Origin of the sequence: Streptomyces sp. ATexAB-D23, from assembly GCF_000373645.1 — a bacterium.
Taxonomy (GTDB): domain Bacteria; phylum Actinomycetota; class Actinomycetes; order Streptomycetales; family Streptomycetaceae; genus Streptomyces; species Streptomyces castrisilvae.
In genome coordinates this window covers 23,207-40,033 of the sequence record NZ_KB892006.1, presented here as the reverse complement: position 1 = coordinate 40,033, position 16,827 = coordinate 23,207, and the positions used below count along the sequence as shown (strand labels likewise).

13 protein-coding genes are annotated in these 16,827 nt (G+C 73.1%); 7 read left to right on the top strand and 6 right to left on the bottom strand.

Translation table 11 applies throughout. The features are described from left to right. Positions 1-17: 17 nt before the first annotated feature. The 3 genes from B082_RS0107965 to fxsA all read left to right on the top strand — a co-directional run bounded on the left by B082_RS0107965 (position 18) and on the right by fxsA (position 3,615). The gene (locus B082_RS0107965; protein ID WP_018551285.1) at positions 18-1,658 is read left to right on the top strand and encodes an amidohydrolase; all 1,641 of its coding nucleotides are present in this window, start codon (positions 18-20) and stop codon (positions 1,656-1,658) included. Positions 1,659-2,185: 527 nt separating this feature from the next. Continuing rightward, positions 2,186-2,953, top strand: a complete 768-nt coding sequence (locus B082_RS0107960) for a polyprenol monophosphomannose synthase (RefSeq protein ID WP_018551284.1) — start codon at positions 2,186-2,188, stop codon at positions 2,951-2,953. A 71-nt stretch (positions 2,954-3,024) separates the two neighbouring features. Then, a complete protein-coding gene (gene fxsA / locus B082_RS0107955) occupies positions 3,025-3,615 on the top strand; it encodes an FxsA family membrane protein (RefSeq protein ID WP_018551283.1) in 591 nt (196 codons plus the stop codon). A gap of 147 nt (positions 3,616-3,762) precedes the next feature. Here the strand turns inward: fxsA and B082_RS0107950 are convergent, their stop codons facing one another. From B082_RS0107950 to B082_RS0107935, 4 genes are all read right to left on the bottom strand, one after another. Next, positions 3,763-4,137: an RNA polymerase-binding protein RbpA gene (locus B082_RS0107950; RefSeq protein ID WP_003959706.1), complete on the bottom strand. Its 375-nt coding sequence runs from the start codon at positions 4,135-4,137 to the stop codon at positions 3,763-3,765. A 275-nt stretch (positions 4,138-4,412) separates the two neighbouring features. Continuing rightward, complete coding sequence (locus B082_RS0107945; RefSeq protein ID WP_018551282.1) at positions 4,413-5,786, bottom strand: MFS transporter; 1,374 nt, start codon at positions 5,784-5,786, stop codon at positions 4,413-4,415. A 32-nt stretch (positions 5,787-5,818) separates the two neighbouring features. Further along, entirely contained in the window at positions 5,819-6,598 is a 780-nt protein-coding gene (locus B082_RS0107940) for a glycerophosphodiester phosphodiesterase family protein (RefSeq protein ID WP_018551281.1), read from the bottom strand. Then, positions 6,595-7,257: a YczE/YyaS/YitT family protein gene (locus tag B082_RS0107935; protein ID WP_018551280.1), complete on the bottom strand. Its 663-nt coding sequence runs from the start codon at positions 7,255-7,257 to the stop codon at positions 6,595-6,597. Before B082_RS0107935 ends, B082_RS0107940 begins: the two co-directional genes overlap by 4 nt. Before the next feature lie 100 nt (positions 7,258-7,357). On the opposite strand from B082_RS0107935, the gene B082_RS0107930 reads away from it, so the two are divergent. Then, a complete protein-coding gene (locus tag B082_RS0107930) occupies positions 7,358-8,857 on the top strand; it encodes a PLP-dependent aminotransferase family protein (RefSeq protein WP_018551279.1) in 1,500 nt (499 codons plus the stop codon). A gap of 54 nt (positions 8,858-8,911) precedes the next feature. Here B082_RS0107930 and B082_RS0107925 read toward each other — a convergent pair whose 3' ends face one another. Both B082_RS0107925 and B082_RS0107920 read right to left on the bottom strand, forming a co-directional pair. Continuing rightward, on the bottom strand, positions 8,912-10,513 hold the full coding sequence (locus B082_RS0107925; protein ID WP_018551278.1) for an ATP-binding protein: 1,602 nt from the start codon (positions 10,511-10,513) through the stop codon (positions 8,912-8,914). A 35-nt stretch (positions 10,514-10,548) separates the two neighbouring features. Beyond that, positions 10,549-10,743, bottom strand: coding sequence for a hypothetical protein (locus B082_RS0107920; protein ID WP_018103962.1), 195 nt, complete (start codon positions 10,741-10,743; stop codon positions 10,549-10,551). Between the two features lie 310 nt (positions 10,744-11,053). On the opposite strand from B082_RS0107920, the gene B082_RS0107915 reads away from it, so the two are divergent. From B082_RS0107915 to B082_RS0107905, 3 genes are all read left to right on the top strand, one after another. After that, positions 11,054-11,446: an ankyrin repeat domain-containing protein gene (locus tag B082_RS0107915; RefSeq protein WP_018551277.1), complete on the top strand. Its 393-nt coding sequence runs from the start codon at positions 11,054-11,056 to the stop codon at positions 11,444-11,446. Positions 11,447-11,664: 218 nt separating this feature from the next. Then, positions 11,665-13,086, top strand: a complete 1,422-nt coding sequence (locus B082_RS0107910; protein WP_018551276.1) for a hypothetical protein — start codon at positions 11,665-11,667, stop codon at positions 13,084-13,086. 100 nt (positions 13,087-13,186) lie between these two features. After that, the gene (locus tag B082_RS0107905; RefSeq protein WP_018551275.1) at positions 13,187-16,816 is read left to right on the top strand and encodes a hydantoinase B/oxoprolinase family protein; all 3,630 of its coding nucleotides are present in this window, start codon (positions 13,187-13,189) and stop codon (positions 16,814-16,816) included. The last annotated feature ends 11 nt before the right edge of the window (positions 16,817-16,827 follow it).

Sequence of the window (16,827 nt, the reverse complement as noted above, 5' to 3'; positions counted from 1 at the left end):
GCGGGAGACTGGTCCCCATGACCGAGAGCACCGCCCCCCAGAGCGAACACCGCACCGTGCTGCTGCGCGGTGGAGACGTCCACAGCCCCGCCGACCCCTTCGCCACCGCCATGGTGGTCGAACGGGGCCATGTCGCCTGGGTCGGCTCGGAGGGGGCGGCCGACGCCTTCGCGAGCGGCGTCGACGAAGTGATCGACCTCGAAGGGGCCCTGGTCACTCCCGCGTTCACCGACGCCCACGTCCACACCACATCCACCGGACTGGCCCTCACCGGCCTCGACCTCTCCGGCGCCCGCACCCTCGGCGAGGCCCTCGCCCTGGTCCGCGCCCACATCGGCTCGCACCCCGGCGACCGGGTCGTCCTGGGGCACGGCTGGGACGCCACCCGCTGGCCCGAGCAGCGCCCGCCCTCGCGCGCCGAACTGGACGAGGCGGCAGGCGGCCGGCCCGTCTACCTGCCCCGCGTCGACGTGCACTCCGCGGCCGTCACCACCGCACTGCTGGACCTCGTCCCCGGCGTCACCGCGATGGCCGGATACCACCCCGAAGGCCCGCTGACCGCAGCCGCCCACCACGCGGTGCGCGCGGCCGCCCACGCCGCCGTATCGCCGCGGCAGCGCGCCGACGCCCAGCGTGCAGCACTGCGCCGCGCCGCGTCCCTCGGTATCGGCACGGTCCACGAGTGCGGCGGCCCGGACATCTCCGACGAGGACGACTTCACCGGGCTGCTGAAGCTCGCCGCCGGGCAGCCGGGGCCCCGGGTCTTCGGCTACTGGGCCGAGCAGGTGGGCAACGAGAAGGACGCCCTGCGCATCCGCGAGCTGGGCGCGGTCGGGGCGGCCGGCGATCTCTTCGTGGACGGGTCGCTCGGCTCGCACACCGCCTGCCTGCACGAGCCGTACGCCGACGCCCCGCACCGCGGCACCGCCCACCTGGACGCCGCGCAGATCGCCGCCCACGTCGCCGCCTGCACCGAGGCGGGGCTCCAGGCGGGTTTCCACGCCATCGGGGACGCGGCGCTCTCGGCGGTCGTCGCCGGGGTCAGGGCCGCCGCCGGGCAGGTGGGCCTCGGCCGGGTGCGGGCCGCCCGGCACCGCGTCGAACACGCGGAGATGCTGACCCCCGAGACCGTCGCCGCCTTCGCGGAACTGGGGCTGACCGCCTCCGTCCAGCCCGCCTTCGACGCCGCCTGGGGCGGTGAAGAGGGCATGTACGCCCAGCGGCTGGGTGCCGGGCGGGCGAGGACCCTGAACCCGTACGCGGCCCTCCTGCGGGCCGGTGTGCCCCTCGCCTTCGGCTCCGACAGCCCGGTGACCCCGTTGGACCCGTGGGGGACCGTGCGGGCCGCCGCCTTCCACCGGACCCTCGAACACCGCGTCTCCGTGCGGGCCGGGTTCACCGCCCACACCCGGGGCGGCTGGCGTGCCGTCGGCCGCGACGACGCGGGGACCCTGGTGCCCGGCGCCCCGGCCGACTACGCGGTCTGGCGCACCGACGAGCTGGTGGTCCAGGCGCCGGACGACCGCGTCGCGCGCTGGTCGACGGATCCCAGGTCGGGGACGCCGGGGCTGCCGGACCTGAGCCCCGGGGCCGACCTCCCGGTGTGCCTGCGCACGGTGGTGTTCGGACAAACTGTCTACGTAAGGCCGAACGAGTGACGTGCGGACATTTCGTACCGCCGATCGAAGGTGGCTCAGCTCTCCCGCTACCTGGGGATCTTCAGGACTGACCAGGCAAGTTCGGTAAACGACGCAGGTCAGGCAACTATTGACAGAATGCGGCCATCGGCCGGTAGGTTCGGCCGAGTCCACCACAGGACGTCCGACCGGTTAAACCTCCACGCAGTCGTCGAACGCCGCTGGGTCACGGGGTGGTGTGCCGCACCGGCGCACCACCACTGACAGCCAGGTTCAGCGCCCGCGCCTCGGGGGCGAGGGAAGGCTTCAGCCGGACGGAGGGTGCGACCCGGGTGGGGCCCGGACGTTCAGTAGACAACGGCTCTAGGTCGACCCGCAGCCAGCGGGTCCCAGGTCGGCCCGAAGGACTCCGGGCCCCGATCCGCACTTCTGTCCCTACTTCCGCTCTTCTGTCCGCCGCGACTCCCGCGCCACCCCGACCGGGTCGGCGATCCGGGCCGCCGCGCTCGATATGGTGTGCACCTGTGTACGGACGTGAGGGGCAGTAAGTGAACGACGGCGGTCAGCGGCAATTCGGCCCGCTCGGCAGTGTCTTGGTGATCATTCCGACCTACAACGAGGCCGAGAACATCAAGCCGATCGTCAGCCGGGTGCGCGCGGCCGTGCCGGAGGCCGACATCCTGGTCGCCGACGACAACAGCCCCGACGGCACCGGCAAGCTCGCCGACGAGCTGGCAGCCGCCGACGGCCAGGTCCACGTCCTGCACCGCAAGGGCAAGGAAGGGCTCGGCGCGGCCTACCTCGCCGGCTTCCGGTGGGGCATGGAACACGAGTACGGCGTCCTGGTCGAGATGGACGCGGACGGCTCCCACCAGCCCGAGGAACTGCCCCGGCTGCTCACCGCGCTCAAGGGCGCGGACCTGGTCCTCGGCTCCCGCTGGGTGCCCGGCGGCCGGGTGGTCAACTGGCCCAAGTCCCGCGAGATCATCTCCCGCGGTGGCAGCACCTACTCCCGGCTGATGCTGGGGCTGCGCACGCGGGACGTCACCGGCGGCTACCGGGCCTTCCGCACCGGGACCCTCAAGGGCATCGGACTGGACGAGGTCGCCTCGCAGGGCTACTGCTTCCAGGTCGACCTGGCCCGCCGCGCGGTCGAGGCCGGCTTCCATGTGGTCGAGGTGCCGATCACCTTCGTGGACCGCGAGGTCGGCGACTCCAAGATGAGCCGGGACATCCTCGTCGAGGCGCTCTGGCGCGTGACGGCGTGGGGCGTCACCAGCCGTACCAACCGGGCTCTCGGCCGCCGCACACCCTGACCCCCCTGCCACCCGTCCCGCGTCCGGCCCCCCTTACGGCGTACGGACGCGCGGCCAGGCACACTGGGGGCATGACGACCGGCACACCGCCCCCGACCGCCCGCAGGCGCTCCCGCGCCCGGACCCTCGTACCCCTCGCCGTCGCCGCCTGGGCGGTGCTGGAGATCTGGCTGCTCATCCTGGTGGCGGACGTCGCGGGCGGGCTGACCGTCGTGATCCTGCTGGCCGCCGGGATCGTCCTCGGCGCCGCCGTGATCAAGCGGGCCGGCCGCCGCGCCTTCCGCAATCTCACCGAGACGCTCCAGCAGATGCCGGGGCAGCCGGGCGCCGACGGCTCCTCTTCTCCCGTCCCTCCGAGCGGCCGGGGCAACGGCTTCCTGATGCTCGGCGGACTGCTGATCATGATTCCGGGCATGGTCTCGGACGTGGCCGGGCTGCTGCTGCTCGTCCCGCCGGTCCGCTCGGCGCTCAGCAGGTACGCGGAGAAGTCACTGGAACGGCGCATGCGCGTGGCGGCCCCCGGCGGCTTCTCGGACGCCTTCCAGCAGGCCCGTATCCACCGCCCGGACGGCAAGGTCGTCCAGGGCGAGGTCATCCGCGACGAACCCTCGCCGCGGGACGCCCGACCGGACGACGAGCCCCGCCCGCCGCTGACGCCGTAACCCGGCCCCTCCCACGACGGCCCGTCCCACGACGGCCCGTCCCACGACGGCCCGTCCCACGACGGCCCGTCCCACGGCAAAGAGCCGCGGGCCGCGACACACGAGGTGTCGCGGCCCGCGGCTCTGTTTCGGCGCGGTGCTACCGGGTCAGGCAGACTTCCTGCTGTCCCGGGGATGCACGGCGATGTTCATCGCTCCGGAGCGCAGGACCGCCAGCCGCTCGGCCAGGACCTCTTCCAGTTCCTCACGCGTGCGCCGCTCCATGAGCATGTCCCAGTGCGTACGCGCAGGCTTGCCCTTCTTCTCCTCGGGGCCATCCCCGTCCACCAGGAGTGCCTGGGCGCCACACGCCTTGCACTCCCACTCCGGCGGAATTTCCGCCTCTACCGAGAACGGCATCTCGAATCGATGTCCGTTCTGGCATGCGTACTCCACCGCCTGGCGCGGGGCCAGATCGATGCCGCGGTCCGTCTCGTAGCTGGTAACCACGAGTCGCGTGCCGCGGAGAGCTCGCTCACTCATGAATCGTGCCTCCCGGGCTTGTCGCCCACAGGACAAGGTGTCGCTGTCGTCGTCAATCGGTCAACGTCCGGTCGATGGCAAAGATTCCCGTTGCCGGTCATGCGTCGCCCGTCGTGCCGCTGATTTTCAGGTTTCCCAGGGTTCAGGTACCCACCCATACCCGGTTTGTCACCTTTGGTGGAAGTTGTCACCCAACGGTGCGGAGACTTCCACTCGTAGTAACGGTCGCCCGGGGCAGGCCAAAGGCGTACACTACCGCCCTTTTACTTCAACGTCTAAATCCGCTCGGGTACGGGGTTTCCCGCGGCCGCCACCGCCTGTCTCACCGGCACCCGCGCGAGCAGTACCGAACCGATGACGAAGAAGATCACCAACGAGCCGATCGCGTCCCGGTAGCTGCCGGTCAGCTGGTACGCGAGGCCGAACACCAGAGGCCCCAGCCAGCTCAGTCCGCGGTCGCTCATCTCGTACGCCGAGAAGTACTCGGCCTCCTTGCCGCGCGGCACCAGATGCGAGAACAGGGAGCGCGACAGCGCCTGGCTGCCGCCGAGCACCAGGCCGATCGCCGCGGCCAGCAGATAGAAGAAGACGGGCGAACCGGCGGGCAGGAAGTAGCCGGCGACCAGGATCAGCGTCCAGATGACCAGCGAGCCGAGGATCGTGCGCTTCGCGCCGTACACCCGGGCCATCCGCCCCATCGCCAGTGCCCCCGCGACCGCCAGCACCTGCACCAGCAGCACCGCCGTGATCAGCGTCGTCTGGCCGAGGCCCAGCTCCTCGGAGCCGTACACCGAAGCCTGTGAGATCACCGTCTGCACGCCGTCGTTGTAGACGAGGTAGGCGAGGAGGAAGGACAGGGTCAGCGGGTGGCGCCGCATGTCGGACAGGGTCGCCCTCAGCTGCCGCCATCCGGAGCCCGTCGCCCCCCGGCCGGCCCTCGGGACCCCGCGGTCGCGCAGCCGGAGCAGCGGTACGACGGTGAAGACGCCCCACCACACGCCCGCCGACGCCAGGCAGATCCGCACGGCCTCGGACTCGGAGAGGCCGAAGGAGTCGTGGCCCGAGTACAGGATCAGGTTGAGGACGAGGACCAGTGCCCCGGAGGTGTAGCCGAACGCCCAGCCCCGGGAGGAGACCGCGTCCCGCTCGTCGGGCTCCGCGATCTGCGGCAGAAAGGCGTTGTACAGCATCATCGCGATCGCCGTCGCCGCGTTCGCCACGATGAGCAGGAAGGCGCCGAGCAGATAGCGGTGGCCGTCCAGGAAGAACATCGCGGTCGTCGCGGCGGCCCCGGTGTAGGCCGCGGCCGCGAGCAGCGGCTTCTTGCGGCCCGTACGGTCGGCCGCGGCGCCCACGATCGGCATCAGGACGACCGCGAGAACCAGCGAGGCCGAGACCGAGTACGCGAACAGCGACCCGGCGCGCACCGGGATGCCGAGCGGGTGGACGAAGCCGTCGGCGTCGGCCGCCGCCTTGGCGACCGACGTCAGATACGGCCCGAGGAAGACCGTGATGACGCTCGTGGAGTAGACGGAACAGGCGAAGTCGTAGAAGTACCAGCCGCGCTGCTCCCGGCGCCGCTCGGCCGGGCCGTCGGGGCCCGTCGCCCCGCCCGCCGGTTCGGCGGTGTCTGCGGTCTCGGCGGTCATGGCGCCCCCCTCGAAGTCTCCCCGTGGAGACGTCACCCGGCCGGCGGCCGGGCCCAGGCCCCCCGGTCGCTCAGCACCGTGCGCAGCGTCTCGATGTGATCGGTCATGATGCCATCCACACCCAGGTCCAGGAGCGCGGCCATCCGCTCCGGTTCGTTCACCGTCCAGACGTGCACCTGGAGCCCGCGCGCGTGCGCCTCGCGGACGAAGCGCCGGTCGACGACGCGTACGCGGCCCTGGCGCTCGGGGACCTGCGCGCACACCGCGCCCGCCCGCAGCGCCGCCGGGATGCCGTACGAACGCAGCCGCAGCCCGAGGACGCCGCGCACGCCGTACGACGTGGCGAGGCGCGGGCCGCCCAGGCGGTGTGCCCTGGCGACCCGCGCCTCGGAGAACGAACCCACGCACACCCGGTCGTAGGCGTCCGTCGCGCGGATCAGCTCCATGAGCGGCTCCAGTGCGGCCTCCGCCTTGATGTCCACGTTCCACCGGGCCCCGGGAAACGCCTCCAGCAGCTCCTCGAACAGCGGCAACGGCTCGCGCCCGGCGACCCGGGCCCGGCTTATCTCGCTCCACGGCAGCTCCGCCAGCCGGCCCGCCGCGTCCGTCACCCGGTCCAGCGTGGCGTCGTGGAAGGCCACCAGGCGGCCGTCCGCCGAGGCGTGCACATCGGTCTCGAAGTAGCGGTAACCGGCGTCGGCGGCCCGGCGGAAGGCGGCAGCGGTGTTCTCGATCCCGTCCGCTGCGCCGCCCCGGTGGGCGAAGGCGAGCGGGCCGGGATGGTCCAGATAGGGGTGGGGTTCGGAAGTCACCGCCGCAGTATGGACCGCCGGGACGCCGGCGCGTCGGCCGAGGTGCCCTCGCCGCCCGGGAGCGCGAAGACGCGCAGGAAGACCTGGGCGAGCGGGCCGATGGCCAGGGCGTACAGGACCGTACCCACGCCGAGGGAGCCGCCGAGCAGGAACCCGGTGACCACGACCGCGACCTCGATCGCCGTGCGGACCAGCCGGATCGAGCGGCCGGACCGCCGGTGCAGCCCGGTCATCAGGCCGTCCCGGGGGCCGGGGCCGAACCGGGCGGTGATGTAGAGCCCCGTCGCCACACCGTTGAGCACGATCCCGGCGGCCATCACCCCGGACCGGGCCACCAGCCCGTTCACCTCGGGGACGAGCGCGAGCGTGCCGTCCATCGCCAGCCCCACCACGAACACATTCGAGACGGTGCCGAGCCCCGGCCGCTGCCGCAGCGGAATCCACAGCAGCAGCACGATCGCGCCGATGATGATCGAGACCACGCCGATGCTGATCCCGGTGCGCTCGGCGAGCCCCTGGTGCAGCACACCCCACGGCTCCAGGCCGAGCCCGGCGGCGACCAGCAGCGCCGAACTCGCCCCGTACAGCGCGAGCCCCGCGTACAGCTGGACCAGCCGGCGGGTGAGGTGCGCCCCTTGCGGGACCGGGGTGATGGACAAGTGGTGCCCCCTGATGTGGTGGTGTGGCTGCTTCGTGTCACTCTGTGGCAGGGGATTGGCCGCCAACCATGGCCAATCCGAGGAAGGTGGACTGATTATCATGGCGCAGTGGACTTCGGCGGTCGGGGCGGCCCAGCTGGCCCGCCAGCTCCACGCCCAGCAGACCCGCCCGGCCGGCCCCGGCAGTCGCAGGCCGCCGGCCTACCGCGCGCTCGCCGACGGCATCCGGCTGCTCGTCCTGGAGGGCAGGGTCGCCGTCGCGGCCCGGCTCCCGGCCGAACGGGAGCTGGCCCTCGCCCTCTCCGTCAGCCGCACCACGGTCGCCGCCGCCTACGAGGCGCTGCGGGCCGAGGGTTTCCTGGAGTCCCGGCGCGGGGCCGGCAGCTGGACGGCGGTGCCCGCGGGCAACCCGCTCCCGGCCCGCGGCCTGGAGCCGCTGCCGCCCGAGGCGCTGGGCTCCATGATCGACCTGGGATGCGCCTCGCTGCCCGCCCCCGAGCCCTGGCTGACCCGGGCCGTCCAGGGCGCGCTGGAGGAACTGCCCCCGTACGCGCACACGCACGGCGACTACCCGGCCGGGCTGCCCGCCCTGCGGCAGATGATCGCCGACCGCTACACCGGCGACGGCATCCCGACCATGCCCGAACAGATCATGGTCACCACCGGCGCGATGGGCGCGATCGACGCCATCTGCCACCTCTTCGCCGGCCGCGGCGAGCGGATCGCGGTGGAGTCCCCGAGCTACGCCAACATCCTCCAGCTGATGCGGGAGGCGGGCGCCCGGCTGGTGCCGGTGGCCATGGAGGAGGGGCTCGGCGGCTGGGACCTGAACCGGTGGCGCCAGGTCCTGCGGGACGCGGCGCCCCGGCTCGCGTACGTCGTCGCGGACTTCCACAACCCCACCGGGGCGCTGGCCGGCGAGGACCGGCGCAGGGCGCTGGTGGACGCCGCCCGCTCGGCCGGCACGGTCCTGGTCGTCGACGAGACGATGAGGGAGCTGCACCTCGACGACGACGTGCGGATGCCGCGCCCGGTCTGCGCGTTCGACCCGGCCGGCAGCACCGTCCTGACCGTCGGGTCGGCCAGCAAGGCGTTCTGGGCCGGCATGCGGATCGGCTGGGTGCGGGCCGCGCCGGACGTCATCCGCAGCCTGGTCGCCGCCCGCGCCTACGCCGACATGGGGACCCCGGTCCTCGAACAGCTGGCGATCAACTGGCTGATGCGCACCGGGGGCTGGGCACAGGCCGTGCGCCTGCGCCGGGAGCAGGCCCGGGACAACCGCGACGCGCTCGTCGCGGCCGTGCGCCGCGAGCTGCCGGGGTGGGAGTTCTCCGTACCGGGCGGCGGGCTCACCCTCTGGGTGCGCACCGGCGACCTGTCCGGCTCCCGGCTCGCGGTGGCCGGTGAAGGGGTCGGCGTACGGGTGCCGTCCGGGCCCAGGTTCGGGGTCGACGGCGCCTTCGAGGGGTACGTACGGCTGCCGTTCACGGTCGGCGGGCCGGTGGCGGACGAGGCGGCCCAGCGGCTCGCGGCGGCCGCCCGGCTGGTCGGCGCGGGTGCGGGGGCCGGAGCCGAGTCCCCGCGTACGTTCGTGGCCTGAACGGCGAAGGAGGGCCCGCTCCATGGCCGGGCCCTCCTTCATCGGTCGCACGCCTCAGTCGCCGACAGCCATGCTCTCCACCCCGGCGCCGACGGCCACGCTCCCCACCTCCACCTCCACCTCCACCGGCTCCGGCACACCCGCCTCGACCGCCTGGCGCCGCTCCGGCAGCAGGCCGAGCACCGCCCTGCGCTGCGCCTCGCTGGTGGCGTCGTCGTAGGGGTCGGGCGTGGCCGGCACCTGGATGCGCAGGACCGGGCCGGTGCCGAAGCGGGCGTAGCCGCGGCCGGGCGGGACGTCCGGGGGCGGGGTGGTGTGCGGCCCCGTGCCGAGCACGGACTCGATCTGGCCGGCGGAGCACTGGCCGAGCACCACCCGGGCCCGGGTGTGGGTGCGGACGGTCTCGCCGAGGCCGTCCAGGCTGTCGAACACCTCCGCGAGGACCACGATCACGTTGGCGGCCCTGCCGTGCCGCAGCGGCACCTGGAGCAGCTCCTGCGGGCCCGGTCCGCTGTCGCCGGGCGGGCGGCGCAGCGCGCTCGGACGGTCCAGCAGAATCCAGAGCGGTCGCGTCACGTCCTCGGGGACGGGGTCGCCGGCCTGCCGGGCCCGGTTCGCCTCGATCAGCCGGCGTTCCGTCTCGTTGGCCGCCCACTCCAGGGTGGACAGCGCGCCGGCCGGCCCGCACTCCACGGCCAGGACGCCTTCGCGCCCGGTGAAGCACGCGTACTCGCCGGTGCCGCTGCCTTCGATGATCAGGATGTCGCCCTGCTGGAGCGCCTGGAGGGCGATGGACCGCAGCAGGGAGGTGGTGCCGCTGCCGGGCTGTCCCGCGACGAGCAGGTGCGGCTCGGTGGAGCGGGCGCCCGTGCGCCAGACGACGCCGGGGGCGTCGCGCGTGGTGGTGCCGTCGTTCACCGGCACCGTGCGCCGCACCGCGTCCTCGTCCGTGAAGCCGAGGACGGTCTCGCCGGGGGCGGTGACGAAGCGCTGCGCGGTCAGGGAGGTGGGCAGGGAGTCGAGCACGCTCATCACGAGGCGGTTTCCCTCCTCGTCCCAGCCGAAGTGGTACTCCCGCCCGCGGCCCGACTTGGCGTGCAGCAACTGTTCGATCCGGGCCCGGGACTCGGGCTCGGAGTCGGTGAAGTACGCGGGGTAGCTGATGTGGAGCCGCGAGACGCGGCCGTCGCCGTCGAACTCGTAACCGCTGAAGACCTTGTCCCACTCGCCGCCGTGGGTGAACAGCGGGCCGGGGTCCTCGGCCACGGAGAAGTAGGGGACCAGGGCCTCGTACAGGGCCCGCAGGCGGGCGGTCTCCGCCTCGTCGGGGCCGGTCTTGACGGGGGTGCGGCCCCGTCCCTTCCATGCGGCTGCGCCCATCACCGCGACGAGGGCCAGCAGCGGCCCGTACGGGATGAGCGCGACCACGAGTACGCAGGCCGCGACGAGGAACAGCGTGGGACCACGCCGGTCCTTGGGCGTCGCGGCCCACTTGTGCCGTCCTGCGCCGGCCAGCAGCCGCAGACCGCGCGTGAGCGTGATCAGCGGATGGAGCACGTCGGTGGCGCTGTCGGCGGCCGTGCGCGCGAACTCGCGACTGCGAGTGATCGAAGCGCTGCCGCTGCTCAGAATGCGGGGGAGTGGTCGCCGGGCCACGTCTGTCTCCTGAAGGTCGGTGCGGGGGCGGAGGGTCAGAACTTGATCCCGCCCAGGAGTCCGGCCAGGCTCGCTCCGCCCGCGGTGATGCTCGGTGCGATGGCGGTGCCGGCCAGGTAGAAGCCGAACAGGGCGGTGACGAGGGCGTGCGACGCCTTGAGGCCGTCCTTCCTGAAGAACAGGAAGACGATGATGCCGAGGATGACGACGCCTGACATGGAAAGGATCATGAGTGGTTCTCCTGGTCGGGGGGACAGTCACCATGAGTCCTTCCAGGCTCACCCCAAGTATCCATAGGATAAAAGGCGTAATCGGGTGAAAAGGCGGATTATTCACTTGAACAGCGGACAAGAGGGTGGGTGGACAGGGGTCCCGGGGCCGTATCGGTCCGGCGCCACCCGGTGTGATTCCCCGCCCCCGGCGGGGAGGGCCACGGGCCCGTCAGCGGCAGTACCCTGTCGGTTCACTCGCACGGCCCCCGCCGTGTGTGTCCCGGCAGGCCGGCAGCGGCACGAACGGTTATGGAAGGCGGTCCACCCGATGAGCGAAACCCCCGATCCCGAGGTGGTGGAGCTGGCGTCCAAGGTCTTCGACCTGGCGCGCGGCGGCGACGCGGACACGCTGGCGGCCTATGTGGACGCCGGGGTGCCCGCCAACCTCACCAACGACCGGGGCGACACCCTGCTGATGCTCGCCGCCTACCACGGGCACGCCGCGGCCGTAACCGCCCTCGCCGCCCGCGGCGCCGACCCGGACCGGGCGAACGACCGGGGCCAGACCCCGCTCGCCGGAGCCGTCTTCAAGGGCGAGGAAACCGTGGTCCGGGCCCTGCTCGACGCCGGTGCCGATCCCGCCGCCGGAACACCCTCCGCACTGGACACCGCACGCATGTTCGGCAAGGCCGACCTGCTGGAACTCTTCGGCGCCCGCTGAACGGGATCGCCATAAATGTGGTCGCGGTGGCGAAATGGCTGGGTCATCATGACGTCGAGGGTCCGATTCGGGCCACCCGACGAGAGGCAGAGGAAGATGCTCTACACCAGGCAGAAGACGGCGGTCGGCGAATCCTGTTGCTGCGCGGCCTAGTGCTCACCCAGCACGTGGAACTGCACAGTCCCGGTTGCGTCGACAGCTTGATGTGAGGCTTTCCCATGTTTGATCCGTTCATAGCGCCGAGCGGCACCCTGCTCGGCCTGCTGCAGAGAGGTCGCGGCGACGGCACGCTCCACGCGCTCGCCGCACCGCGCTCCGAGGCCCTGGCGGCTCTCAACCACTGCGTACTCAGTGACCCCCGCCACGACTGGCAGGTGGAGAACCGCTCCCTGTACTACGCGCGCCTCTATCTCGATCTCGACGGCGGCATCGAGGAGATCGAGCGGCACCTGTCCGACCCCGAGGACCACCTCGACACGGACGACTCGCGTACCGGCCTGGCCCTGGCCGTCCTCGGCCACCTCGCCTCCTACGGACGGGACGACGCCCTCGTCCTCCTGCGCCGCTACGCCGCGACCGGCTCCAACTGGGCCTGGGCCCTCGACGAACTGGCCCTGCGTGACGACGACGCGGGGCTCCGCTCCCTCGCCGTGCCCGTGCTCGCCCGCTTCCCCGACGACGCCGACGGCCGCGCCGAGCTGGCCGCGACCGTGCGCGACGCCTACGAGCCCCGGCCCTGGCGCCTGTGGGCCGAAGACCCGCGCGAAGCGGTCGGCGCCCGGGTCCGGGCCGCCTCCGAACAGGGCTCCTTCGACCGCTGGCAGCGCCAGATGCGCCCCGGCGGCCCCCGCCCCGGGTGGAGCGTCCAGGCCGTCTTCGACTGGGCCCAGCAAGGGCTCGACCGGGGCAGCGCCCTGCATGTGCCGGCCGCCCGCTGCCTCGCCGCCGTCGCGGGCGCCGAGGACCGGCCCGTGATCGTCGAGGCCGCCCGCGGCGGCCCGGAAGCCGCCCGCTGCGCCTCGCTCCACTATCTCGCCGCCGAGGTCCGCGACCCCGTCGTCCTCGACCTGATCGAGGCCGCCGCCGCGGGCCCCCGGGGCCCTGTCGCCGATGCCGCCGTCGCCGCCTTCGAGCGGATGTGCGGCGAGCAGGCCGTGGACCGCGCCCGGCGCTGGGCCCGCAGGCCCGACGCGCTCGGCGCCTCCGCGGCCGGTGTGCTCGCCGGCCGCGGAGGACCGCAGGACGCCCCCTCGGTGCTCGGCGCCCTGCGGTCAGCCGTACGCGGCGACGGACCGGACGCGCCCCGGCTGTGGGCCCTGGTCGACGGCGCCGGCCGCCTCGGCATCGCCTGCGCCGCCCCCGTGCTGCGCCACGTCTACCGCGAGACGTCCTCCTCCCAGCTGCGCGGCAGGGCCGCTCGGGCACTGGCCGCCACCGACCCGTCCTTCGCCACCGGATTCGCCGTCGAGTGCCTGTGGGACTGCGAGGAGACGACCCGCGAGGTCGCCGCGCTGCACGCCGAGACCGGCGACCTGAGGGTGGCCGAGCGACTGCGCAGACTGGCCGCCGACCCCGCGGAGGAGGCCGAGGTCCAGTCGGCGGTACGCAGCAGGATCGGTCCGGACGCCCCGGCGGTCTGAAACGCCGCGAGCCGTTGCGCGGGACGGGCGCCGGCGCACATTCCGCGACCGGCGCCGTGGCCTGTTCCGTGATCACCCGGCAGCGGGCCAAGATGGGGGCATGACCGGGCGCTGGGAATTCTGGATCGACCGTGGCGGCACGTTCACCGATGTGGTGGGACGGCGCCCCGACGGGCAACTCGTCACCCGCAAGCTCCTCTCGCACGACCCGGACCGCTACCGGGACGCCGCCGTGGCCGGAATCCGGCTCATGCTGGGGCTCGGACCGGACGACCCGGTCCCCGCCGACCGGGTCGACGCCGTGAAGATGGGCACCACCGTCGCCACCAACGCCCTGCTGGAGCGGCGCGGCGAACCGACCGTCCTGGTCATCACCGAAGGCTTCCGGGACGCCCTGCGCATCGCGTACCAGAACCGCCCCCGCCTCTTCGACCGTCGCATCCTGCTCCCGGAAGCCGTGTACGACCGGGTCATCGAGGTCCCCGAGCGCATCGACGCCCACGGCCGGACCGTCACGCCGCTGGACCGGGAGGCCGTGGCCGGGCGGTTGCGCGCCGCCCGGGAGGACGGGCTGAGCAGCGCGGCCGTCGTCCTGATGCACGGCTACCGCCACCCGGCCCACGAGCAGGCCGTCGCCGCCGAGGCCAGGGCCGCCGGATTCACCCAGATCAGCTGCTCCCACGAGGTCAGCCCGCTGATCAAGCTCGTCCCGCGCGGGGACACCACCGTCGTGGACGCCTATCTCTCACCGATCCTGCGCCGGTACGTCGACTCGGTCGCCGCGGAACTGCCCGGCATCCGGCTGATGTTCATGCAGTCCAACGGCGGCCTGCGCGAGGCAGCACACTTCCGGGGCAAGGACGCGGTGCTCTCCGGACCCGCGGGCGGGGTCGTCGGCATGGTCCGCACCTCGGGGCAGGCCGGCCACGACCGGGTCATCGGTTTCGACATGGGCGGCACCTCCACCGACGTCTCGCACTTCGCGGGCGAGTTCGAACGCGAACTGGGCACCGAGGTCGCGGGCGCGCGGATGCGCGTCCCCATGATGAACATCCACACCGTCGCGGCCGGCGGCGGCTCGGTCCTGCACTTCGACGGCCGGCGCTACCGGGTCGGCCCAGACTCGGCCGGGGCGGTCCCGGGTCCCGCCTGCTACCGCAGGGGCGGGCCGCTGACCGTCACCGACGCCCAGGTCATGCTGGGCCGCATCCGGCCCGCGCACTTCCCCGCCGTCTTCGGGCCGGACGGCGACCAGCCCCTCGACGCGGACATCGTGCGCGAACGCTTCGAGGAACTCGCCGAGGACGTCGCGCGGGCCACCGGCACCAAGCGCACCGCGGCCGAGACCGCCGCCGGGTTCCTGGAGATCGCCGTGCTCGCCATGGCGGGCGCGGTCAAGAAGATCTCCGTGCAGCGCGGACACGACATCACCCGCTACGCCCTCACCGGCTTCGGCGGGGCCGGCGGCCAGCACGTCTGCGCCGTCGCCGACGCGCTCGGCATCGACACGGTCCTCGTACCCCCGCTGGCCGGTGTGCTGTCCGCGTACGGCATCGGCCTCGCCGACGCCACCGCCATGCGCGAGCAGTCCTTCGAAGCCGCCCTGGAAGGCGGGGCGGTGACCCGGGTACGGGAACTCTGCGACGAGCTCGCCGCCCGCACCCGGGCCGACCTGCGCGCCGACGGCGTCCCCGACGAAGCGATCAGCACCCGGGCCCGGGTCCTGCTGCGGTACGAGGGCACCGACGCGAGCCTCCCCGTCGCCCTGGACACGGCGGCGGCCATGACCGAGGCGTTCACGCACGAGCACCGCTCCCGCTACGGCTTCACGGCGGACCGGCGGCTCATCGTGGAGACGGTCTCCGTCGAGGCCACCGGAACGGCCGGCGCGCACGCCGAGATCCGGCCGGCCGAGCGGGACGAGGGCGCCCCCACCACGCCCCGCCCGCACGACACCGCGCGGATGTTCGCGGACGGCCGGTGGCAGGAGGCCCCGCTCCACCTCAGGACCCGCCTCAGGGCCACCGACACCGTCACCGGCCCCGCCGTCATCGCCGAGGCCGACGCCACCACCGTCGTGGACCCGGGCTGGCAGGCCGAACTCGCCGCCACCGGACACCTGATCCTCACCCGGGCCCGCCCGCGCCCCGCCCGGCAGGCCGTCGGCACCCGCGTCGACCCGGTCATGCTGGAGGTCTTCAACAACCTCTTCATGTCGATCGCCGAGCAGATGGGCGTGACCCTGGAGAACACGGCCCGCTCCGTCAACATCAAGGAACGGCTCGACTTCTCCTGCGCGCTGTTCGACGCGCACGGCAACCTGATCGCCAACGCCCCGCACATCCCGGTGCACCTCGGCTCCATGGGGGAGTCCATCAAGGAGGTGCTCCACCGCAACGCCGAAACCATGCGCCCCGGCGACGTGTACGCCATCAACGACCCGTACCACGGTGGGACCCACCTGCCCGATGTCACCGTCGTGACGCCCGTGTTCGACGAGTCCGGCGGCACCCCGGTGCTGAAGTTCCTGGTGGCCTCGCGCGGCCATCACGCCGAGATCGGCGGCATCACCCCCGGCTCCATGCCCGCCTTCAGCCGCACCGTCGAGGAGGAGGGCGTCCTCTTCGACAACTGGCTCCTGGTGCGGGACGGCACCCTGCGCGAGGACGCCACCAGGCAACTCCTCACCACCGCCGCGTACCCCTCCCGCGACCCCGCGACCAACCTCGCCGACCTCCGCGCCCAGATCGCCGCCAACGAGAAGGGCATCGCCGAACTGCGCGCCATGGTCGAGCAGTTCGGCCCCGAAGCCGTGGACGCCTACATGGGCCATGTGCAGGACAACGCCGAGGAGTCGGTACGCCGCATCATCGCCGGGCTGCACGACGGCCGCTACCGGTACGAGACCGACAACGGCGCCGTGATCGAGGTGACGCTCACCGTCGACCGCGAGGCCCGCGGCGCGGTGATCGACTTCACCGGCACCTCCCCGCAGCAGCCGGGCAACTTCAACGCCCCCACCTCGGTCGTCATGGCCGCCGTCCTCTACGTCTTCCGCACCCTGGTCGCCGAGGACATCCCGCTCAACAGCGGCTGCCTCACCCCGCTGGAGATCAGGGTGCCCGAGGGCTCCATGCTGGCGCCCGCCCCGCCCGCCGCCACGGTCGCCGGCAACGTCGAGACCTCGCAGGCCGTGACCGGTGCCCTCTACGCCGCCCTCGGCGTCCAGGCAGAGGGCTCCGGCACCATGAACAACCTCACCTTCGGCAACGACCGGGTGCAGTACTACGAGACGGTGGCCAGCGGATCGGGCGCGGGCGAGGACTTCGACGGCACCGACGCGGTACAGACCCACATGACCAACTCCCGCCTCACCGACCCCGAGATCCTGGAGTGGCGCTACCCGGTCCTGCTGGAGAGCTTCCGGGTACGGGAAGGCAGCGGCGGCGCGGGCCGCCACCACGGCGGCCGCGGGGTGGAACGCCGCATCCGCTTCCTCGAACCGGTCACGGTGGCCCTGCTCACCGGACACCGGCGCGTCCCGCCGTACGGCATGGCGGGCGGCGCACCCGGCGCACTGGGCAGCCAGCACATCGAACACCCCGACGGCAGCCGCACCCCGCTCAAGGGCTGCGACAGCGCGGACACCGGCGCCGGGGACGTGCTCGTCCTGCGCACCCCCGGAGGCGGCGGATACGGGGAGCCGGCCGAGGACGCCGGGGGCGGCTGAGCGCCGGACGG